This window comes from Luteimonas sp. A277 (genome assembly GCF_054052045.1).
Genome location: NZ_JBSVRG010000001.1, coordinates 269,848 through 290,670, shown reverse-complemented (window position 1 = coordinate 290,670; position 20,823 = coordinate 269,848). Strand labels below are relative to the sequence as shown.

At 66.2% G+C, this 20,823-nt stretch carries 16 protein-coding genes; 8 read left to right on the top strand and 8 right to left on the bottom strand.

The window, feature by feature from the left end; translation table 11 throughout:
* Positions 1–16: 16 nt before the first annotated feature.
* Together zipA and smc are read right to left on the bottom strand one after the other, a co-directional pair.
* Entirely contained in the window at positions 17–748 is a 732-nt protein-coding gene (gene zipA, locus ACW7G2_RS01345; RefSeq protein WP_456972216.1) for a cell division protein ZipA, read from the bottom strand.
* 100 nt (positions 749–848) lie between these two features.
* On the bottom strand, positions 849–4,352 hold the full coding sequence (gene smc / locus ACW7G2_RS01340; RefSeq protein WP_456971936.1) for a chromosome segregation protein SMC: 3,504 nt from the start codon (positions 4,350–4,352) through the stop codon (positions 849–851).
* 256 nt (positions 4,353–4,608) lie between these two features.
* On the opposite strand from smc, the gene ACW7G2_RS01335 reads away from it, so the two are divergent.
* Entirely contained in the window at positions 4,609–6,483 is a 1,875-nt protein-coding gene (locus ACW7G2_RS01335) for an ABC transporter ATP-binding protein (protein WP_456971934.1), read from the top strand.
* A gap of 187 nt (positions 6,484–6,670) precedes the next feature.
* Here the strand turns inward: ACW7G2_RS01335 and ACW7G2_RS01330 are convergent, their stop codons facing one another.
* Positions 6,671–7,246, bottom strand: coding sequence for a DUF488 domain-containing protein (locus ACW7G2_RS01330; RefSeq protein WP_456971932.1), 576 nt, complete (start codon positions 7,244–7,246; stop codon positions 6,671–6,673).
* A gap of 33 nt (positions 7,247–7,279) precedes the next feature.
* Here ACW7G2_RS01330 and ACW7G2_RS01325 point away from each other — a divergent pair, with 33 nt between their 5' ends.
* The 5 genes from ACW7G2_RS01325 (at position 7,280) to ACW7G2_RS01305 (ending at position 13,797) form a co-directional block, all read left to right on the top strand.
* Positions 7,280–8,983 carry an ABC1 kinase family protein gene (locus ACW7G2_RS01325; protein ID WP_456971930.1) on the top strand — a complete coding sequence of 568 codons (1,704 nt, stop codon included), beginning with the start codon at positions 7,280–7,282 and terminating at the stop codon, positions 8,981–8,983.
* Positions 8,984–9,088: 105 nt separating this feature from the next.
* A complete protein-coding gene (locus ACW7G2_RS01320; RefSeq protein ID WP_456971928.1) occupies positions 9,089–9,889 on the top strand; it encodes a ferredoxin--NADP reductase in 801 nt (266 codons plus the stop codon).
* A 72-nt stretch (positions 9,890–9,961) separates the two neighbouring features.
* A complete protein-coding gene (locus tag ACW7G2_RS01315) occupies positions 9,962–10,384 on the top strand; it encodes a universal stress protein (protein WP_456971926.1) in 423 nt (140 codons plus the stop codon).
* 103 nt (positions 10,385–10,487) lie between these two features.
* Complete coding sequence (locus ACW7G2_RS01310; protein WP_456971924.1) at positions 10,488–12,680, top strand: M3 family metallopeptidase; 2,193 nt, start codon at positions 10,488–10,490, stop codon at positions 12,678–12,680.
* Positions 12,681–12,939: 259 nt separating this feature from the next.
* Entirely contained in the window at positions 12,940–13,797 is an 858-nt protein-coding gene (locus tag ACW7G2_RS01305; protein ID WP_456971922.1) for an NAD-dependent protein deacetylase, read from the top strand.
* Between the two features lie 18 nt (positions 13,798–13,815).
* On the opposite strand, the gene cfa is transcribed toward ACW7G2_RS01305, so the two are convergent.
* The 5 genes from cfa to ACW7G2_RS01280 form a co-directional block, all read right to left on the bottom strand.
* On the bottom strand, positions 13,816–14,937 hold the full coding sequence (gene cfa / locus ACW7G2_RS01300; protein WP_456971920.1) for a cyclopropane fatty acyl phospholipid synthase: 1,122 nt from the start codon (positions 14,935–14,937) through the stop codon (positions 13,816–13,818).
* Between the two features lie 67 nt (positions 14,938–15,004).
* Positions 15,005–15,856, bottom strand: a complete 852-nt coding sequence (locus ACW7G2_RS01295) for a DUF3298 domain-containing protein (RefSeq protein WP_456971918.1) — start codon at positions 15,854–15,856, stop codon at positions 15,005–15,007.
* Positions 15,857–16,010: 154 nt separating this feature from the next.
* Positions 16,011–16,220, bottom strand: a complete 210-nt coding sequence (locus ACW7G2_RS01290) for a cold-shock protein (protein ID WP_343258790.1) — start codon at positions 16,218–16,220, stop codon at positions 16,011–16,013.
* A gap of 288 nt (positions 16,221–16,508) precedes the next feature.
* Positions 16,509–17,270, bottom strand: coding sequence for a hypothetical protein (locus tag ACW7G2_RS01285; RefSeq protein WP_456971915.1), 762 nt, complete (start codon positions 17,268–17,270; stop codon positions 16,509–16,511).
* 122 nt (positions 17,271–17,392) lie between these two features.
* Positions 17,393–18,004, bottom strand: coding sequence for a rhomboid family intramembrane serine protease (locus ACW7G2_RS01280; protein ID WP_456971913.1), 612 nt, complete (start codon positions 18,002–18,004; stop codon positions 17,393–17,395).
* A gap of 186 nt (positions 18,005–18,190) precedes the next feature.
* On the opposite strand from ACW7G2_RS01280, the gene ACW7G2_RS01275 reads away from it, so the two are divergent.
* Both ACW7G2_RS01275 and ACW7G2_RS01270 read left to right on the top strand, forming a co-directional pair.
* Positions 18,191–19,987, top strand: coding sequence for a M14 family metallopeptidase (locus ACW7G2_RS01275; protein WP_456971911.1), 1,797 nt, complete (start codon positions 18,191–18,193; stop codon positions 19,985–19,987).
* Positions 19,988–20,098: 111 nt separating this feature from the next.
* Positions 20,099–20,818: an MliC family protein gene (locus ACW7G2_RS01270; RefSeq protein WP_456971909.1), complete on the top strand. Its 720-nt coding sequence runs from the start codon at positions 20,099–20,101 to the stop codon at positions 20,816–20,818.
* Positions 20,819–20,823: the final 5 nt, after the last annotated feature.

Genomic DNA, 20,823 nt, shown 5'->3' with positions numbered 1-20,823 from the left:
TGACAGGGAGAAGGGATTACCAGCGCGGGCTGCGGGTGATGGGCGGGTCTACCTGTTCGCGGTCGTAGGCGCGCAGCTCATCGCGCAGATGTGAGACGCGCTGGCGGCCCAGGGCGTTGCGCTGTTCGTCCAGCAGCACGCCGTCCAGCAGTTCGGCCATGCGCTGCGCCGTGGGGTGCATCGCATCCCAAGCATCCAGCGCCGAGACCGGTGCAGGCAGGGTCAGGAAGAACGTGATCGCCGGCGTTTCCAGTTCCTGGATCTCGCCCATCTCAAAGCTGCCCGGCTTCTTGATGTTGGCCACGCTGAACACCGGCCCCATCTCGGGCCGGCCTTCCACCAGACGGTGGAACACGTTCATGTGGCCGTAGGTCAGTCCGGCTTTCTCCGCGGCCACCACGATATCGGGGCCACGCAGCACCTGGCCCGCACGGGCCGCGATGTACAGCGTCACGATCTTGTCGAACTCGTTGCTGACCCGCCGCCCCAGCTCGGCATTGGGCGTGGCGGGATCGCCCACCGCGCTGTCGAACAGCTCCATCTCGGCCTGTGCCGCGGGGTCTGCCACGTCATCGCCGGCTTCGGAGAGTTCCTCTTCGATCTGCGCACCAAGGGTCGGCTCGAGCCGCTCGCCATTGCGCTGCTCCGAGGCCACCCGACGGCCCTGCGACGTCTTGCGTGGCCGCGTGCCGTGATACCAGATGGCGGCAAACAGGATGAGGCCAGCCACCACGATCGCGATTTGCATCAGCCTTACGTCTGACACGTGAATTCTCCTTCTGGAACATGCACGTTCTGGAACATGCGCGAAAAACTGCGCCACAGGGTAACGCGGGATACCGGCCAGGTCAGGCGGCGCCGACCAGGCGCGCAGCCTCCGCCAGGTCCACCGATACCAGCCGGCTCACGCCTGGCTCACGCATGGTAACGCCGGACAGCTGCTGCGCGGCCTCCATCGTTGCCTTGTTGTGGGTGACGAACAGAAACTGCACCTTCTCGCTCATCTCGCTCACCATGGCCGTGAAACGGCCGACATTGGCTTCGTCCAGCGGCGCGTCCACCTCGTCCAGCAGGCAGAACGGCGCCGGGTTGAGCTGGAAGATGGCGAACACCAGCGCCACCGCGGTCATCGCCTTCTCGCCGCCCGAGAGCAGCGAGATGTTTGACACCCGCTTGCCCGGAGGCCTGGCCATGATCGCCACGCCGGTATCCAACAGGTCTTCGCCGGTCAGTTCCAGGTAGGCGTGGCCGCCGCCAAACAGACGCGGATAGATTTCCTGCACGCCCGAGTTGACCCGGTCGAAGGTGTCCTTGAAGCGGCCGCGGGTCTCGCGGTCGATCTTGCGGATGGCGTCTTCCAGGGTCTCCAGGGCCGAGTTGAGGTCGGCATCCTGGGCGTCCAGGTATTCCTTGCGCTGGGCTGCCTCGGCATGCTCTGAAATCGCCGCCAGGTTGACCGGTTCCAACCGCCGCAGCTTGGCGTCGAAGTCGGTGACCATTTTTTCCCAATCGGCCGGCTGTGCGTCTTCGTCCAGCGCGGACAGCACTTGGTCCAGCTCAAAACCGCCTGCGGCCACCTCGCCGGCAAGCTGCTCGGCCCGTACCACCAGCGCCTGCTGGTCCACGCGGCGCTGGGAGATCTTCTCGCGGTGGGCCAGCGACTGCTCGTCGCGCTGCTGGCGGATCTGCTCCAGCTCGCGCAGTTCGTTCTCGATGCCCTGCAGCGCGGCGCGCGCCTCGTTCAGGGCCGCGTCCACCACCACGCGCTGCTCCAGCGTGATCTGGCGCTGGGCTTCGAGCTCCTGGACCGGGTCGTCGCCCTCGGTCAGCTGGGCACTGATCTGGGCCAGCCGCGAGTCCAGCTGTCCGCGCTGGCCGCCCATGCGTTCCAGGGCCTGGGTCAGGGCCAGCACCTGGGCCCGCTGCGACTCCAGGGTCAGGGCCAGGGCGTGGGCCATCTCACCGGAGGAGCGCGCCGCCATGCGGGCCGTATCGCGAGCGTCCGTCAGCACGCGGCGTTCGGCTTCCAGCGCCTGGCGGGTGCTTTCCAGCTCGGCCATGCGCTCCACCAGGTCTTCAAGCCGCGAGCGCGAATCGCGCGCCTGTCCGGCGCTGGTGTCGGTGGTCTCGGCCAGTTGGGCCAGCTCGACGTCGATCTTTTCGATCCGGCCGCGGGCCGAATCCAGCCGGCCCTGCTGGCTCTGCAGCTGGCCCGCCAGTTCCGACACGCTGCGATGGGCCAGGTACAGCGCCCGCTGGGCTTCCTCGCGCTGCTGCTCGGCGGCCAGCAGCTGGCCGCGACGGGCGGCGGTTTCCTCTTCCAGCTGAGCTTCGCGCTCCTGCAACTCTTCGATGCCGGTGCGCAGGGCCTGGATCTCGCGCTCACGCAGCAGCGCGCCCTGCTTGGCCGCGCCGGACCGCAGTACCCGGACCCAGCCGGCGCCGAGGCGTTCACCGCTGCGGGTGATGACGGAATCGCCCTCGTCCAGCCGCGCCTGCAGTTCGCGGGCTTCGTTGAGATTTTCCGCCACGTGCAGGCGGGCCAGCAGGCGCCGGACGGCACCCGGCCCCTGCACCTTGGCCGCCAGCGAGGTGGCCGCGTACTGTTCATCGTCATCGGCCGCGGACACCAAAGCCAGACGCCCCTCGCCCAGGTCTCCGAGTGCGCCTACCAGGGCTTCGGGCTGGTCCACCAGGACGCCTTCGATCAGCTGGCCCAGCGCGCTTTCGACCGCATTCTCCCAGCCGCTTTCCACCTGCAGCCGCTCACCAACGCGCGCGGCCGAATCCAGGCCCTGACGCTGCAGCCACTCCACCGCCGCGCCCTGCTCCTGGCCCAGCGCCGCATGCTGCAGGGTTTCCAACGAAGACAGGCGTCCGCGCTGCTCCTGCAGCCGCTTGCGCAGCTCCGACATTTCGTTATGGGCGTTGCGCTGATCTTCCTGCACGGTCAGCGCGGCCTGCTTGCGCGCTTCCAGATCGGCAGTGAGCGTCTCCAGTGCGAGCTTCTGCTCCTCATGCTGCTGGTCGACCTCGGCGAAGCGCTCGGCCAGCGCGTCCAGATCAAGGCCTTCGCGCTCGGTGGCCAGCTGCTGGCGGCGGCGGTCGGCGTCCAGGGACTGCCGGTCGAGGTAATCGACGCGTGTGCGTTCCACGTCGGCAGCGCGCGTGGCTTCGGCCACCTCGCGGCCATGTCCGTCCCAACCCTGCTGCCAGTCGGTGAGCCGGGCTTCGGCATCGCGCAGGATCTCCTGACGCTGGGCGTCTTCCTCGCGCAGCTGCTCCAGCTGCGGCTCGGCCTCCAGGATTGATTCCTGCAGCGCTTCCAGCCGCTCCTGATCAGTGCTGATGTGCTCACCAATCTCGGCGAGCGCTTCCTGGGCTTCCTCGCGCGCCTTCAACAGCCGGCCGGACAGTTCGCGCTGGTGGGTGATCTGCTGTTCCACCCGGGCCAGGCTGCCACCCACTTCGTAGACCGCGCCCTGGGCCTGGCCCAGCACCTCGGATGCTTCCTCCCGGCGCACGCGATTGGTCTCGATCCGGCGCTCGGCATCGCGCTGTTCGGCCACCAGCTGCTCGAGCCGGGTTTCCTCGCGGGCCAGGTCTTCGCGCATCTTGCCCAAGCGCTGGTCCAGCGCGCGGTACTCCAGCGTCTGCCATTCGGCATGGCGGATCTTCCGCTCGGCCTGGATCGCGGTGTACTGCTCGGCCTGGCGCGCCTGGCGGGCCAGGTGCTGCAGCTGCTTGCCGACTTCGTCGCGCAGGTCACTGAGCCGCTCCAGGTTCTCGCGGGTATGGCGGATCCGGGTCTCGGTTTCCTTGCGCCGCTCCTTGTACTTGGAGATGCCGGCGGCCTCCTCCAGGTACACGCGCAGGTCCTCGGGCCGGGCGTCGATGATCTGGCTGATCATGCCCTGCTCGATGATCGAGTAGCTGCGCGGCCCCAGACCGGTGCCCAGGAACAGATCGGTGATGTCGCGGCGGCGGCAGCGGGTGCCGTTGAGGTAATAGTTGCTCTGGCCATCGCGGCTGACCAGCCGCTTGACCGAGATCTCGTTGAACGCCGCGTACTCGCCGGAAATCGTGTGGTCCGAGTTGTCGAAGATCAGCTCCACCGTGGCCTGCGACACCGGCTTGCGGGCCGAGGAGCCTGAAAAAATCACGTCGGTGAGCGAGTCACCGCGCAGCCGGCTGGCGGTGCTCTCGCCCATGACCCAGCGCACCGCATCGATGATGTTCGATTTGCCGCAGCCGTTGGGACCCACCACGCCGGTCATGTTCGTCGGCAGGTGCAACGTGGTGGGGTCGACGAAGGACTTGAAGCCGGACAGCTTGATCGTTGACAGGCGCATGCGGCGGTGGGTGCCTCAGCGGCCACCGACGCTGCCGGCCGGCCGCACTCATGAGTGGAAAGGGATTAAAAACCCCTCGTAAGCAACTGATTTCAAAGGACAACGCGCAGGGTCAAATCCGCGCCACCCTGCAGTATACCGGCCAGTTACACCTCCAGTCAGCCCGGCCCTGCAAGCCCGGACGAAGGCACTGCCCCGGACCTGATCGCCGGACAGGCCCCGCAGCGCACGGCGGCGGTTCAGGCACAATCGCCCGATGGCCAAACCTTCCGCCTCCTCCGCCCCGGGCCGCCAGTCCAATCCCAGCCTGCGCGAACGCTTCCAGGCGATGCGCAACGTACCGCCGTTCCTGCGCCAGATCTGGGCCGCCAGTCCGACCCTGAGCATCACCAGCCTGGGCCTGCGGCTGATACGCGCGTTCCTGCCGATCCTGATGCTGTACGTGGGCAAGCTGATCATCGACGAGGCGGTGCGCCTGGTTGGCCTTGGCATCACCTTCGACACGCTGGGCGAGGCCTGGCGCAGCGGGCTGTTGCACCACCTGCTGTGGCTGCTGGCGCTGGAGTTCGGGCTGGCGATCGCGTCCGACCTGATCGGGCGCATGGTGGCCTACGCCGAGTCGATGCTGTCGGAGCTGTTCACCAACGCCACCAGCATCCGCCTGATGGAGCACGCGGCCACGCTGGACCTCGAAGACTTCGAGGATCCGGAGCTGCAGGACAAGCTGGACCGCGCCCGCCGCCAGACCATGGGCCGCAGCAACCTGATGGCCCAGCTGTTCGGGCAGCTGCAGGATGTCATCACGGTGATCAGCTTCGCCGTCGGCCTGCTGGTCTACGCGCCCTGGCTGATCCTGCTGCTGGCGGTGGCACTGATACCGGCTTTCATCGGCGAATCGCACTTCAATGCGTTGGGCTATTCGCTGAACTTCATGCGCACGCCGGAGCGCCGCCAGCTCGAATACATGCGCCAGACCGGCGCCAGCGTGGAGAGTGCGAAAGAAGTAAAGATCTTCAACCTGCACCGGTTCCTGGTGGAGCGTTACCGGACCCTGGCCTGGGATTTCTACAAGGCCAACCGTTCCCTCGCCCGCCGCCGCGCGGCCTGGGGCGCGCTGCTGGCGGCCCTGGGAACGCTGGGCTACTACGTGGCCTATGCCTACATCGCCTGGCGCACGGTGCGCGGCGATTTCACCATCGGTGACCTGACCTTCCTGGCCGGCAGCTTCCGCCGCCTGCGCCAATTGCTGGAGGGGCTGCTGGTGGGCTTTTCCCAGGTGGCCAGCCAGGCGCTGTACCTAGATGACCTGTTCTCGTTCTTTGCGATCGAGCCGGAGATCCGCTCGCCGGAAAATCCGATCCCGTTCCCGAAGCCCATCCGCGAAGGGTTCGTGTTCGAGAACGTCGGCTTCCGCTATCCGGATGCACCCCACTGGGCGCTGCGGAACGTGGATTTCACCCTGCAGGCGGGCGAGGTGCTGGCCCTGGTGGGTGAGAACGGCGCCGGCAAGACCACCCTGGTGAAGCTGCTGGCCCGGCTGTACGACCCCGACGAGGGCCGGATCCTGCTGGACGGACGCGACCTGCGCGACTACGACCTGGACGAGGTGCGGGCGAACGTGGGGGTGATCTTCCAGGATTTCGTGCGCTATCACCTGACCGCGGGCGAGAACATCGGGGTCGGCCAGATCGATGCGATGGACGACCAGGCGCGGATCCGCGAGGCCGCACACCGGGCGATGGCCGATGAGGTGATTGAATCGCTGCCCAAGGGCTACGACCAGCTGATCGGCCGGCGCTTCAGCAGCGGCCTGGACCTGTCCGGCGGCCAGTGGCAGAAAATCGCAATTGCCCGGGCCTACATGCGCGATGCGCAGGTGATGATCCTGGACGAGCCCACTGCGGCGCTGGATGCGCGCAGCGAGTTCGAGGTGTTCCAGCGGTTCAAGGAGCTGTCTGACCAGCGCACGGCAGTGCTGATCTCACACCGGTTCTCCAGCGTGCGCATGGCCGACCGGATCCTGGTGATGGACCAGGGCCGGATCGAATCCAGCGGCACCCACGAGGAACTGATGGCCGAAGGCCGCCGCTACGCCGAGCTGTTCGAACTGCAAGCCGCGGGCTATCGCTGAGGAGCCTTGCTGCCCGGGCAAAGGACTGGCTGCTTCCTCGTAGGAGCGCGCCATGCGCGCGAAGCCGCGTGACTTTTGATTTCTTTTGCCAGGCGGATCTTGAGCGGGCTGTCCCGCCGGCCCCTCAGCCATCGCGGCCATCGCTCCATGATCAGTGGTCACGCGGCTTCGCGCGCATGGCGCGCTCCTACTGGAACAGGTCGGGCTGGTCGTCGGCGAGCGCTGAGTAATCCAGCTTGCCATCGACGATCCGCGCGGCGGGCGTCCACGGGTGTTCCTGGCTGCGGCCGGGGTTCATCAGGTGGACCACCCGCCAGCCGCGGGCCTTGAAGTCGTCGGAGATCAGGCTGCGGTGACAGCGCCACCATGGGGCTTCGGCGCACATCACGGCAGTCCGCTGCTCAACGGCAAGCGCCATCAGCCGCTCGCGCCCCTTGGCGAACTCCGGGGTGTCCATGTAGTCGGCATAGCCGCGGAAACTGGTGTTGCGCCATGCGGTGTGGGGCGAATCGGGCCGGGCGGGCCGGCGCCCGCCAAGTTCGGTCATGGGAACGTATTCGATCCCCGCCGCCGGAAGGCTGACAGCCAACGACTCTGCCGAGAACTGCGGGTTGCGGCGGGAGCCGGGAAACCGGCGTACATCGGCCAGCCGCGTCACTCCGGCCTCGCGCAGCATCGCGACCAGTTCCTCCAGTGGGCGCGTCGAATGGCCAATACTCCACAAAGTCGACACATCCGGCCCTGCATGCTCACGCTCGTCCATTCATCAATGATCGTCCAATGGGGAGTCAACGGAATGTCCAGCCAAGTGAATCCGGAATCGCACCCACCTGCAGGCGGCATTGCCCGCAAGGCCCAGATCCTTGGTTTCCTGCTCAAGTACCGCAATGCCGGCGTGTTCTCCTTCGAGATGGACGAGTCCGCGCTTGAAATGGAACTGCCGAAAGACTCTTCCGACGACCGCCCGGAGCAGTTCGTCAACGACCTGGAGGCGCTGGGGCCGACCTTTGTCAAGATCGGCCAGTGGTTGTCCACGCGCCCGGACATGGTGCCGCCCGAATACCTGGCGGCCCTGGAGCGGATGCAGGACGACGTGGCTCCCGAATCCTGGCAGGCCATCCATGAAGTGATCGAGCAGGAACTGGGCATGCGTCCGGAGCGCGTGTTCGGCAGCATCGACGAGACCCCGCTGGGCTGCGCCTCCCTGGCCCAGGTGCACCGGGCCACGCTGCGCGACGGCCGTGAGGTGGCGCTGAAGGTGCAGCGGCCCAACATCGAAAAGCTCATCCGCGAGGACCTCGCCCTGCTGGCCGGCCTGGCCGAGCGCGTCGACAAGATGACCGATCTGGGCCGCCGCCTGCACCTCGCCGACTGGGTGGGCGAATTCCGCCGCGCGCTGTTCGCGGAACTGGACTATCGGGTGGAGGCGCAGAACCTCGACCGCTTCGACACCCACTTCGAGAAGTATCCGGAAGTGTTCGTGCCCAAGCCGGTCTGGGACCTCACCCGCCCCCGCCTGCTGACCATGGAGCTGGTGCGCGGAACCAAAGCCACCGATATTTCCGGGCTGCGCCGCACCGAGCAGGACCTGGGTGCGCTGGCCGCGGTGCTGATGCGCGCCTACCTGGACCAGGTCTTCGTGCACGGTGAAATCCATGCCGACCCGCACCCCGGCAACCTGCTGGTGACCGACGACGGCCGCCTGGCCCTGTTCGACCTGGGCATGGTGGCGCACGTGCCGCCGCGCCAGCGCGACCGGCTGCTGAAACTGCTGTTCGCCGCCGTGGATGGTCGCGGCGAGGAAGCGGCCGCCGAGGCCATCGCCATGGGCACCCGCCTGGAGGACTTCGACGAGCCGCGCTACGTGCGCGAGGTGTCCCAGCTGGTGGCCCGCTATGCGGCCGGTTCGCAGGCATCGTCCATGTCGGAGGGCAGACTGGTGCTGGATCTGGTGCGCCTGTCCACGGCCTGCGGGCTGCGCACCCAGCCGGAGCTGAGCCTGCTGGGCAAGGCCCTGCTGCATCTGGAGCAGGTCGCCAAGGCGCTGGACCCGGACCTCGACGTGAAGCAGGTGGTGGAAAGCCACCTGCAAAGCGTGATGAGCGCGCGCCTGCGCAAATCCTTCTCGCCCGCCAACCTCGCCAGCGAGGCCATGGAACTGCAGGCGCTGGTGCGCGAGGCGCCGCGCAAGATCGGCGATGTGCTCTCGCTGCTTGCCGACAACCGCATGCAGGTGCGGGTTGCCGGGCTGGAGGAATCGCACCTGCTGGAAAGCCTGCACAAGATCGCCAATCGCATCACCGCCGGCCTGGTGACGGCCGCGTTGATCGTCGGGGCCGCGCTGATGATGGGCGTGGATGGTGGACCGCGTCTGTTCGGCTATCCCGCCATCGCCTTGGCGCTATTTACGGTGGCCGCGGGGATCGGGCTGGCGATCGTGGTGCGGACCTTGGCCAGCGACCGCAAGCCACGCCCCCGTGAGGAAAGTGCCCCACGCTGAGCCGCTGTGGCCACGCTGTTCCACGATTGGGACAGGGTGGCGCAAGGCTCGGGACGGGATGAACAGGTAGAATAGAGGCCCCCACGCGCTATAAACAGAACGAGCATGAGTTCCGCTTTCGGCACCGAGACCGTGCTGGACGTCCGCCACTGGACCGACGACTACTTCAGCTTCACCACCACCCGCGACGATGGCTTCCGCTTCGATAACGGTCAGTTCGTCATGCTCGGCCTACGCCAGGAAGAAGGCGCCAAGCCGCTCATGCGCGCCTACTCCATCGCCAGCGCGAACTGGGAAGAGCAACTGGAGTTCTTCAGCATCAAGGTGGCGGACGGCCCGCTGACTTCCAGGCTCAAGGACATCGAGCCCGGCGATGAGATCGTGATCAGCCGCAAGCCCACCGGCACCCTGCTGATCCACGATCTGCATCCCGGCCGCAACCTGTACCTGATCGGCACCGGCACGGGCCTGGCTCCATATCTGTCGGTGATCAAGGATCCGGAGACCTACGAGCGCTTCGAGCGCGTGATCCTCTGCCACGGCGCGCGCCATGCCGTTGACCTGGCCTACTCCGAATACATCCGCAACGAGCTGCCCCGCCACGAACTTCTCGGCGAGGTGATCGGCGAGAAGCTGCTTTATTTCCCGGCAGTGACCCGGGAAGAATTCCAGCTCGACGGACACGACCACCGTGGTCGCCTGACCGCGCACATGGACAGCGGCCGGATGATGGAGATCCTCGGCCTCGACGCGCTGGACCCGAAGCATGACCGGGCGATGATCTGCGGCAGCCCGCAGGTGCTGGCCGATGTGCGCAGCCTGCTGGACGCGCGCGGCTTCACTCCGGCTCCGCGCATTGGTACGCCGGGCGAGTATGTGTTCGAGCGCGCTTTCGTGGAAAAGTAAGCTGCGCCGCGACCGCCGGCCGCTATAATCCGCGGCATCCGGCGATGCGCCACTGCCTTAGGGGTTCCCTCAATGAAGATCCTGGTTGCCGTTGACGGCAGCGACATCAGCATGCGCGCGGTGAGGTTCGTGGTTGCCCTCAACCGCGAACTGGCCAAGCCCGCACGGGTGACCCTGATGGCCGTGGATCCGCCGCCCTTCCCGGGCGTGGAAACCCGCCTTGGCAGCCAGGCGGTCCGGCAGATGCAGGAGGAAACCCTGGAGTCGATGCTCAAGGACGCCCGCCGTTCGCTGTCGCGAGCGAAGCTGGAACTCACCGAGCGCGCCGAGATCGGCGAGATTGCCGAAACCATCCTCAAGGTGGCGAAGAAAGACCGCGTGGACCTGATCGTGGTCGGTTCGCACGGCCGCGGTGCGGTCAAGGGCATCCTGCTTGGATCGGTGTCGAGCAAGGTCATCGCCCAGACCGAGATCCCGGTCACCATCGTTCGCTGACCCTTTCCGAAGGCCTCAAAATGCCCGTGCCATAGGTCACGGGGCAGCAGTGCGGCGTCTGCGGTAAAATCAAGGGCTTGTCAACGAGCAGGATCCGCAGCACATGAAGAAGACCGGCCTTACCCTGGCGCTTGCCGCCGCACTCGGAATGGGCGTCAGCGCCTGCAGCACCGACAGTCCCGCTGCCGGCGAAGTCGGCGAGACCAGCGAGCAGGTCATGCCCTTCACCCAGGACAATCCTTTCGCCGCGCCGAGCGAGCTGCCCCTGCAGTTCCCGGCCTTTGACCAGATCAAGGACGAGCACTTCGCCCCGGCATTCGAGGCCGGCATGGCCGAAGCCCTGGCCGAGATCGACGCGATCGCCAACAATTCCGAAGAACCCACCTTCGAGAACACCATCCTGGCGATGGAGCGCTCGGGCGAGACCCTGAGCCGCGCCCTGCGCGTGTTCTACAACCTGGTCGGCACCGACACCAACGACACCCGCCGCAAGCTGCAGGCCGACTATTCGGCCAAGTTCGCCGCACACAGCGACGCGATCTCGCTCAACCCGACCCTGTTCGAGCGCATCGACACGCTGTACAACCAGCGCGATTCGCTGGGCCTGGACGCCGAGGGCGTGCGCCTGATCGAGCGTTACCACACCAGCTTCGTCCGCTCCGGTGCCGCCCTGTCGGAAGAGCAGAAGGCGCGGATGAAGGAAATCAACGCCGAAGCCGCCAACCTGGGCACGCAGTTCAGCCAGAACGTGCTGGCCGAGGTCAATGACTCCGCAGTCATCGTCGACACCCGCGAAGAGCTGGAAGGCCTGACCGAAGCCCAGATCACCGCCGCCGCCGACGCCGCCACCGAGCGCGGCCACGAAGGCAAGTACGTCATCACCCTGCTCAACACCACCGGCCAGCCGCCGCTGCCGCAGCTGGTCAACCGCGAGCTGCGCCAGCGCATCCACGAGGCCTCCGTGATCCGCGGTGCCCGTGGCAACGAGTGGGACAACCGCGAAATCATCTCCCGCGTGGTCAACCTGCGTGACGAGCGCGCCAAGATGCTCGGCTTCGACAGTCACGCCAGCTACGTGCTCGCCGACTCCACCGCCGGCACGCCGGAAGCCGTCAACGAGATGCTCGGCCAGCTGGCCCCCGCCGCGGTTGCCAACGCCAAGCGCGAGGCCGACAAGCTGCAGGCCATGATCGACCAGGAGCAGGCCGCCAAGGGCGAGCCGAGCTTCCAGCTCGAGCCGTGGGACTGGGCCTACTACACCGAGAAGGTGCGCCAGGCCGAGTACGACTTCGACGAGTCGCAGCTCAAGCCCTACCTGGAAATGATGAACGTGCTCGAGAACGGCGTGCTCTACGCTGCCACCGAGCTGTACGGCATCACCTTCAAGGAACGCACCGACCTGCCGAAGTACCACCCGGACACTTGGATCTACGACGTGTTCGACAAGGATGGTTCGCAGCTGGCGATCTTCATCTTCGACCCGTATGCGCGTGCTTCCAAGCGCGGCGGAGCGTGGATGAACTCCTACGTGTCGCAGTCGCACATGATGGCCACCAAGCCGGTGGTGGCCAACCACCAGAACATCACCAAGCCGGCGGGCGGTGAGCCGACCCTGCTGACCTGGGACGAAGTGACCACCATGTTCCACGAGTTCGGCCACGCGCTGCACGGCATGTTCTCGGACGTGGAGTACCCGTACTTCAGCGGCACCGCGGTTCCGCGCGACTTCGTGGAGTTCCCGTCGCAGGTGAACGAGATGTGGGCTGACTGGCCGTCGATCCTGGCCAATTACGCCAAGCATCACGAGACCGGCGAGTCGATGCCGCAGGAGCTGCTGGACAAGGTGGTCGCGACCGCCAAGTTCAACCAGGGCTTCGCCACCACCGAGTACCTGGGCGCCGCCATGCTCGACCAGCGCCTGCACCAGGCGGCCACGGACGACATTCCGTCTGCGGACGAGGTGGTCGAGTTCGAAGCTGCCGCACTGGCTGCCGACGGCATCGACTTCGCTGCCGTGCCGCCGCGCTACAAGCTGCCCTACTTCAGCCACATCATGGGCGGTTACTCGGCGGGCTACTACGCCTACATCTGGTCCGAGGTGCTGGACGCCAACACCGTGAACTGGATCGAGGAAAATGGCGGTCTGACCCGCGAGAACGGCGACCGCTTCCGCGCCACCCTGCTATCGCAGGGCGGAAGCAAGCCGGCGCTGGATCTGTTCCACGCATTCTCCGGTGCCGAGCCTGACATCCAGCCGCTGCTGGAGCGTCGCGGTCTGGTTGATCCGGCGAACTGATCCAAGCTGCTTTGCGTGACACGAACCGCCCGGAGTGATCCGGGCGGTTTTTTTATTTGCGCTGGGCTTGGATTGAGTGCAGGGAGATGGTTCCTTCGCCGGGTTACGGCGTGACCTGATGGGCCCCGCCGGGGGACATTCGCATGCAAGGGCATCGGCACCAGGCCACCCGCGCAGTACCAGTCACCTTTTCGTCGCCCGTAAAGCCTGAGTGGATCGAGCCTGCCCAACGCGGCTTGCCCGGCGTTAGCATTGGCCAATGGCCATCACTTCTAGACTCCCCGCCCAGACAGAAGCCGAATCAGCGCAACTCGCCCAATGGCTCGCACAGCACGAAAAAGTATTCGTGCTCACGGGCGCCGGCTGCAGCACCGGGTCGGGCATCCCCGACTACCGCGATGAGAGCGGGCAATGGAAGCGCCCTGCCCCAGTCACCTGGCAAGCGTTCACCGGCGACCCAGCCGTATATCGCCGCTACTGGGCACGCAGCCACGTCGGCTGGCCGAAATTCGGACTGGCAAAGCCGAACCTCGCCCACCATGCGCTTGCAACGCTTGGCCAAGCCGGCGTCGTCCACACCCTTGTGACCCAGAACGTCGATGGCCTGCATCAGCGGGCCGGAAGTCCTGAGGTCATCGACCTGCACGGCAACCTCGACAGCGTGGTGTGCCTCAGCTGTGGAGCGCGCAGCGATCGCAATGCCCTGCAGGCAGATATGGAAGCCGCCAATCCGGGCTGGGACCCCGGCCCCGCCGCGTATGCCCCCGACGGTGATGCGGACATCGCGGCCGGAGCCGAAGCTACCTACCACCCGCCCCTGTGCAGCATCTGCGGTGGCCTGCTCAAGCCGGACGTGGTGTTCTTCGGCGAGAACGTCCCCCGCGAACGGCTTGGTCGCGCACTGGATGCACTCCAGCAGGCCCAGGCCATGCTCGTGGTTGGCTCCTCGCTGATGGTGTATTCCGGCTTCCGTTTTGCGCGGCTGGCCCACGAGGCCGGCAAGCCCCTGGCGATCCTCAACCGGGGCACCACCCGGGCCGATGCATTGGCCACGCTGCGGCTTTCCGGGGAGCTGGGCGCGACGCTGCGGAACGCCGCAGCGGCCTACCGCGGCTGATCAAGCACGCTGGCGCTCTCACCGCGGCGCGATGTATCCGCCGGGCACCCCCTGGGGCGACAGCACGATCTGCCACAGGTTGAGCCGGCGGGCGCGGAAGCAGGCCATCGAACCCGCGAGGTAGAACCGCCACATGCGCCGGAAGCGCTCGTCATAACGCTCCGGCAGACGCTCCCAGGCGGCTTCGATATTGTCCCGCCAGGCCTGCAGGGTGCGATCGTAATCGGCGCCGAAGTTGTGCCAGTCCTCAATCACGAACCTGCGTTCCAGCGCGCGGGTCGTCTGCGCCGCGGAGGGCACCATCGAGTTGGGAAAAATATACTTGGCGATCCACGGATCGGTCCGGTTGCGCGACACATTGCTGCCAATCGTGTGCAGCAGTAACAGCCCGTCTTCCACCAGATTGCGCCGGGCCACGCGGAAGAACGTGCGGTAGTTGCGCACCCCCACGTGCTCGTACATGCCGATCGACACGATCCGGTCAAAGCGCTCATCGAGGCTGCGGTAGTCCTGCAGCCTGATCTCCACGGGAAGGCCCTCGCACAGCTTTCGCGCGTACTCGGCCTGCTCCCGGGAAATGGTCACTCCCACCGCGGTCACACCGTAGCGTTCGGCGGCGAACTTGAGCATCTCGCCCCAGCCACAGCCGATATCCAGCAGTCGCATGCCGGGCTTCAGCCCCAGCTTGCGGCAACACAGGTCGAGCTTGGCCTCCTGGGCGGCGTCCAGGGTGTCGGCATTCCGCCAATAGCCGGCGCTGTACACCATGCGTGACCCGAGCATGGCCTGGTAGAGGTCATTGCCGAGATCGTAGTGGCGCTTCCCCACTTCATAGCTGCGGCGTCCGCGCTGGCGGTTGGTGAGCCACGCCGCCACGCCGTCCGCCACCTCGGCGGCGCCATACACCCGATTGCCCAGGCCAGCCTGTATCAATCTCAGCAGCATTTCATCCAGCGAGCGGGTATCCCACCAGCCGTCCATATAGGACTCGCCCAGACCCATCGAGCCTGACCCCAGCACCCGCGCATGGAAGCGTGGGTCATGGACCTGAAGATCCCACTCGCGCCCATCCCCCAGGCGCACGTCGGCATCCGCCAGCAACGCCTCGATGCGCTGCCGGTAACGATCGTCGTCTCCCATCTCCACCCCCTCAACGAGCTGTGTCCAGGAAAATCGGTCGTCCCGATACTAGCGCGTCGCGGAAAGCCTAGCCGTGGGCGAACAATTCCTGCCAGGGTTCGGCCACGTGCGGAAGCAGGACCTCGGCCGGCACGACCACCGTCTGTACTCCGTCCGAATAGGGGCCGACCTGGTACGGCGGAAACACGAAGCGCAATGCCTGGATACCACCACGTGCGTCCAGCATCGGCTCGAAGTTGGCGAAGTTCTCCGGATCGGGAGCGGAACCCTCGTCGATCATCCGGGTCGAGGAGCCCAGCATCTGGCGGCGCTCATCCGGCTCGAGAACCTCCGCGTCCATGCGCTGGAGCATCTGCGCATGCAACTGTTCGCGCACATAGTCGGAAACCGTTCCCCAGCCGCTGGCATTGGCCATCAGCTCCCTGGCGGTCAACATCCGCTCCTGCCGGGGCAGCCAGACAAAACGCGCGACCAGCGGGTTTCCATGGGCACCGCCGGTATAGCTGCTGCCGTCAGCCGCCACTGCAACCACGTCGGCGGTCTCCGCCAGCAGGGAGAAATCAAGCACCAGGTCATACGGCGCCGTCGGGCGGCCTTCGCCCAGGCTGGCGACCGCCTCGTCCAGGTCGGCACGCGCCGCATCCGCGAACGCGGCGAGTTCCGCGGCCAGCGCCCGATAGCGGCGGGCCTCGGGGGGAAAGCTGATCCCCACCAGGTAACGGGGATCACGCTCCATCACATCTTCAAGCGCGGGTGGCGATGCAGGAAGCTCTGCGGCCTGGGCAGATTCCCGCCCGTCGCGGACGTCCACGACAGCACCGGCAGGCGCCCGCTCCGCTTCATCACGTCCGCAACCTGCAAGCACCAGCGTCATGGCCAGCGCTATGGCCAAATGCGGCGGCCAGCATCCCGTCTTCATCAGTGCCCTCCCCTTTGTTGCCTATACGTCCTCAGCAGGCAGGATAGGACTGCCCATGTGATGGCACGATGCAGCTTCAGCCCGCCGCGCGGATTGCAGGCAAAAGAAAACCCGGCCGAAGCCGGGTTTTCAGGGATACGCAGTTAAGCTGGAATCAAACCGGCTCGACTTCGTCAGCCTGCAGGCCCTTCTGGCCCTGCACGACCTTGAAGGTCACCTGCTGGCCTTCCTGCAGCGACTTGAAGCCGGTGCCCTGGATCGAACGGAAGTGGACGAAAACGTCCTGGCCGTTTTCCGGGGTGATGAAGCCGAAGCCCTTGGCATCGTTGAACCACTTGACGGTGCCGCTCTGACGCTCTGACATGTTGCTACTCCTTGGTACTACAGTTTGTTGATGTATACACGGCCCGCTACATGCGGTGCCGCGACTGTCTAGCAAGGGGTAACGCGAAAGCGATGGAGCGGATCGTCCCGACTGGCCGGAGCCAACCGTATAACTTCTAGATCTACCGCATCGGAGCCACGATGTACCGTGATCCCGGCTGTGAACAGTGAGCGCACAATACCCTACTTTTTCGCGAAAGTGTGAACAGGATGTGCTGCACCGCCGCATGCCCCGCGGGCCCCATCCGGGGCCCTCCCGGCGACCCGATCACTCCCCGGAATCGTGGCTGTCGCGCTTTCCCTGGGTGATCCGCCCGCGGGTCCCGATACTGCCGTGGATCGCCGGGATACGGGCTTCGGCTGCGTGGAGATCCCCGGCCCGACTTGCCGCAGCGCCGCTCTGGTAGCCGTCCGACGCCACCTGACCCGCATGGCTGCCCGCCTCCTGCCAGGGTTTGGGCTGGCGCGCCGCCTCCTGTTTTGCCTCAAGCACCTTGCGGGTACTGCGCAGTGCCTGCTTGGCAGTGACCTTTTTTCCCGTCGCGCCAGCATCCTTCCGGGCAGCCTTGCTGGCCGTCTTGCGGGCGGCGGTCTTTTTGGCGACTTGGGGGACCGCCTTCTTTGCCACTGTCCTGGCCGGGGACTTTGCGGCCGTCTTCGTGGCTTTCTTCACGGCCTTTCGGGTGGACGTGGCGGTGTCCTTCCCTGACGCGCGGGCGTCCTTCTTTGCCTGGGGCAGCTGCGTCTCGAAGCGCTTGAGGATGTCGGCGAGGATTTCCACCTTGTCCGCGCTGCGCTGGTTAGCCGCTCCGCTGGTGCCGCGCTTGCTGCCGGTGTTCTCGCGCGAGGCCAGTTTCTGTCTGCGGACCAGGTCCCGGGCACGATCCCGGATGCTGCGTGCGCGGGTGATCCGGCTGTCCAGCTGGCTGACGCTGAACTTGCGGACCGGATTATGGCGACTGTCGTCGTAGAGCTGCATTTCCCCTTTGTTGAGCAGGGCGACCGCTTTCGCACGGGTGATCTGCATCATTCCTCCAATGGCTTCTGATTCAGGGCCTGCGTGCAGGCACCTTCTGCAATAACACAGCCATTCTGCAGACGCCGTGATCACCGGCTGCGGCCCATGCCTTCATCCTGGTCCGGCCCCTGCGGTCAGGGATTGAACAAGCGGCTCACAAAGCTGGTTGCCACCTGCGGCTCCAGCATCACCGTAAACAGCATGCCGTAGGCGGCGCCCCACAGATGGGCGCTATGGTTCACGTTGCCACCGCCCTGGCGATCCATCCAGATGCTGTAACCGATATAAAACCCACCGAACACGAAAGCCGGGATGCCGATCGGGATCGGCATGATGTAGATCCGGCTCCACGGCTCCAGCAGGATGAACGCGAACAGCACCGCCGACACCGCGCCCGAGGCTCCCAGACTGCGATAGCTGGCGTCCTTCTGGTGCTTGAGATAGGTGGGCATGATCGCCACCACGATTGCCGACAGGTAAAAGACCAGGTAACCCAACGGCCCGATCCGCATGGAGAAAAACATCTCCATCGCCCTGCCGAAGAACAACAGGGTGAACATGTTGAACAGCAGGTGCATCCAGTCGGCATGGATGAAGCCGTGCGTCACCAGGCGCTCGTACTGGTTGTTGCGCGTGATCGCCGGCGGCCACAGGATCAGCCGCGCAAGCAGCTTGTGGTCACTGAAGGCCCGCCATGAGACGAGGGCGGTGACGCCGATGATGATGTAGGTGACGATCGATTCCATTGGGTTGCCTGCAGCTGCCGCGCTCCTGCGCGAGCAGGGATCGTGCATTGGAACATGTCCACAAGTACAGGGCCGCAAGTACAGCCCCCAAGTACGGGGCCGGAAGGCACCAGCGTCGCGCTGGCTGCTGTGGGGCCGGCACGAAGCAGGCATCATTGCCCATCCCCGTTTCCTGCTCCTACGCTGATGTCCAACTCAAAGCGCCCAAAGCGCCCATTTGTGGCCTGTCTTGCCCTGCTGGTTTCCCTCGGCTCCGCACCGGCTTTCACCAGCCCGCAGCCCGCCCCGCTGACCACCCACGCCGAGCGCTCCGGCTACGTTGAAACCGGGCGCTACGACGAAGTCATTTCCCTGTGCGGGGCATTCGCCGCCACCCATCCGGACACGGTGCGCTGCTTCGATTACGGCACCAGTCCGGAGGGTCGCCCGATGAAGGCGCTGGCGGTGACCCGCACCGGCGCGCTCGATCCCCGCCAGGCCCGTGAGCGCGGCCTGCCGGTGGTGCTCATCCAGGGCGGGATCCATCCCGGCGAAGCCGACGGCAAGGACGCCGGTTTCCTGGCCCTGCGCCAAGTGCTGGCCAACGAAGCGGCATCCGGCAGCCTGGACAACCTTGTCCTGCTGTTCATTCCGGTGTTCAACGTCGACGGCCACGAGCGCTTTGAAGCCTGGAATCGCCCCAACCAGCGCGGACCGCGCGAATCGGGCTGGCGCGCCACGGCGCAGAACCTCAACCTCAACCGCGATTACGCCAAGGCCGACTCGCCGGAGATGCAGGCCATGCTGCGCCTGATCCAGGCTTGGGACCCGCTGGTGCAGGTGGACCTGCACGCCACCAACGGCGCGCAGTTCGAACATGACATCGCGATCCAGGTGGAACCGCTCCACGCCGGTAACGACGCCTTGCGCGACATCGGCCGCATGTTCCGCGACGGCGTCATCGATGACCTGGCCGCCCGGGGGTCGCTGCCGCTGCCGTTCTATCCTTCACTGGCCGAGTACGACAATCCCGCCTCGGGCTTCGTCGCCAACGTCTATCCGCCACGCTTTTCAACCGGCTATTTCTGGCTGCGAAATCGCTTCTCGATGCTGGTGGAAACGCACTCGTGGAAGGAGTATCCGGTGCGTGTGGAGCTGACCCGCAACCTCATCGTTTCGGTACTCGAACACGTCGCCCGGAATGGGCAGGACTGGCTGTTGGCAGCCCATGCCGCCGACGCACGCGCGGCGGCGTTGGGAGGCCAGCCGGTGCCGCTGGAGTACGAGGCCACTGGAACGGCGCGGCTCATTGATTTCCGCGGCTATGCCTGGACCCGCGAGCGCTCCGAAATATCCGGAGCGCTGGCCACCCGCTACGACGAAACCACGCCGCAGGTCTGGCGGGTACCGCTGCGCGACGAACTCGTGCCCGCCCGCACCGTGGATGCACCGCGCGGCGGCTACGTGGTTCCCGCTGCCCACGCCGGCTGGGTGAGCGAGCACTTGAAGCTGCACGGACTGGACTTCACCGAGCTGGAGGAGGCAATGCCCCAGGCGCGGCTGGAAACGTTCCGCGCAGACAGCTGGACACAGTCGCCCGGTTCCATGGAAGGCCGCCAGCGCCTGACCCTGCAGGGCCAGTGGCAGCCCGAGTCGCGTGATGTGCCCGCCGGCAGCCTGTTCGTGCCCATTGCCCAGCCCGGCGCGCGCCTGGTGATGGCGCTGCTGGAGCCACAGGCCGCCGATTCCCACGCCGCCTGGGGACGGTTCAACAACCATTTCGAGCGCAAGGAATACATGGAAGCCTACGTGGCCGAGGAGATCGCACAGCAGATGCTCGCCGCCGATCCTGCCCTGCGTGAGGCGTTTGAACAGCAGCTGCGCGATGACCCGGCGTTCGCCGACAGCCCGCGCGCGCGGCTGGATTATTTCTACCGCCGCCACAGCGCCTGGGACGAACGCCTGGGCCTGTATCCGGTGTATCGGGCCGACTGGGCGCCCTGAGCCAGCGGGCAGCGGCACTCCCGGCCCTGCGGCAGTGCCGGGAGATTGGGTCTATGCTGGATTGGCGCGCCCTCTCGCGCAGTCAATCGAAAAACAAAGGAGTGTTGTCCCATGGCCATGCCAGGTCACGCCCCCTTCCACCGACTGTTGGCACCTGCCGCGCTTGCATTGGCGCTGGGCGCCTGCCAGCCACAGGCCCCCGTGCAAGACACCTCAGCGCCTGAAGCAGCCACCGCGCCAATCGCCGGCGTCACGCCCGGTGAGCGGCTCAACTTCCAGTGCGGTGACCTGGTCGTGGGTGCCACCTTTGATGAGTCCGGCCAGAACGTACGCATGTCCTGGTCGGGCCAGCGCCTGGATCTGGCCAATGTGACAGCGGCCTCCGGCGCACGCTACGCCGATGAGGCCGGCAATGAATTCTGGGCCCGCGGCCTGGACGAGGCCCAGCTGACGCTGACCGGCCAGCAACAGCGCAGCTGTGTCCGCGCCGACCGCAGTTCCCCCTGGGATGTTGCCGAGGACAAGGGCGTGCGCCTGCGCGCCGTTGGCCAGGAGCCGGGCTGGCTGGTGGAAGTCAGCGACGGCCTTGATGGCGAGCCCGCACTTACTGCACACCTGGACTATGGCCAGCGGCTGCTGGAAGCCACCGGCCTGGAGGCCACCCCGGATGGCTACACCGGGCAGGCGGCAGACGGCACTCCGGTGAGCCTGGCCGTCGAGGAGCGCGATTGCAGCGACCCGATGAGCGGCGAGCAATTCCGTGCTGCAGTCAGCCTGACCGTTGGCGGCCAGGAGTACCAGGGTTGCGGCGCGTGGCTGGGCGCTGACTGAGCCGG

Excerpts from the sequence above, each read along its gene's own strand:
- ACW7G2_RS01330 (WP_456971932.1), bottom strand. The coding sequence starts at position 7,246 with ATGGACGAGCGTGAGCATGCAGGGCCGGATGTGTCGACTTTGTGGAGT.
- ACW7G2_RS01295 (WP_456971918.1), bottom strand. The coding sequence starts at position 15,856 with ATGAAGACGGGATGCTGGCCGCCGCATTTGGCCATAGCGCTGGCCATG.
- ACW7G2_RS01285 (WP_456971915.1), bottom strand. The coding sequence starts at position 17,270 with ATGATGCAGATCACCCGTGCGAAAGCGGTCGCCCTGCTCAACAAAGGG.
- ACW7G2_RS01325 (WP_456971930.1), top strand. The coding sequence starts at position 7,280 with ATGTCCAGCCAAGTGAATCCGGAATCGCACCCACCTGCAGGCGGCATT.
- ACW7G2_RS01290 (WP_343258790.1), bottom strand. The coding sequence starts at position 16,220 with ATGTCAGAGCGTCAGAGCGGCACCGTCAAGTGGTTCAACGATGCCAAG.
- ACW7G2_RS01280 (WP_456971913.1), bottom strand. The coding sequence starts at position 18,004 with ATGGAATCGATCGTCACCTACATCATCATCGGCGTCACCGCCCTCGTC.
- ACW7G2_RS01270 (WP_456971909.1), top strand. The coding sequence starts at position 20,099 with ATGGCCATGCCAGGTCACGCCCCCTTCCACCGACTGTTGGCACCTGCC.
- ACW7G2_RS01315 (WP_456971926.1), top strand. The coding sequence starts at position 9,962 with ATGAAGATCCTGGTTGCCGTTGACGGCAGCGACATCAGCATGCGCGCG.
- smc (WP_456971936.1), bottom strand. The coding sequence starts at position 4,352 with ATGCGCCTGTCAACGATCAAGCTGTCCGGCTTCAAGTCCTTCGTCGAC.
- ACW7G2_RS01275 (WP_456971911.1), top strand. The coding sequence starts at position 18,191 with ATGTCCAACTCAAAGCGCCCAAAGCGCCCATTTGTGGCCTGTCTTGCC.
- ACW7G2_RS01320 (WP_456971928.1), top strand. The coding sequence starts at position 9,089 with ATGAGTTCCGCTTTCGGCACCGAGACCGTGCTGGACGTCCGCCACTGG.
- cfa (WP_456971920.1), bottom strand. The coding sequence starts at position 14,937 with ATGGGAGACGACGATCGTTACCGGCAGCGCATCGAGGCGTTGCTGGCG.
- zipA (WP_456972216.1), bottom strand. The coding sequence starts at position 748 with ATGCAAATCGCGATCGTGGTGGCTGGCCTCATCCTGTTTGCCGCCATC.
- ACW7G2_RS01305 (WP_456971922.1), top strand. The coding sequence starts at position 12,940 with ATGGCCATCACTTCTAGACTCCCCGCCCAGACAGAAGCCGAATCAGCG.
- ACW7G2_RS01310 (WP_456971924.1), top strand. The coding sequence starts at position 10,488 with ATGAAGAAGACCGGCCTTACCCTGGCGCTTGCCGCCGCACTCGGAATG.
- ACW7G2_RS01335 (WP_456971934.1), top strand. The coding sequence starts at position 4,609 with ATGGCCAAACCTTCCGCCTCCTCCGCCCCGGGCCGCCAGTCCAATCCC.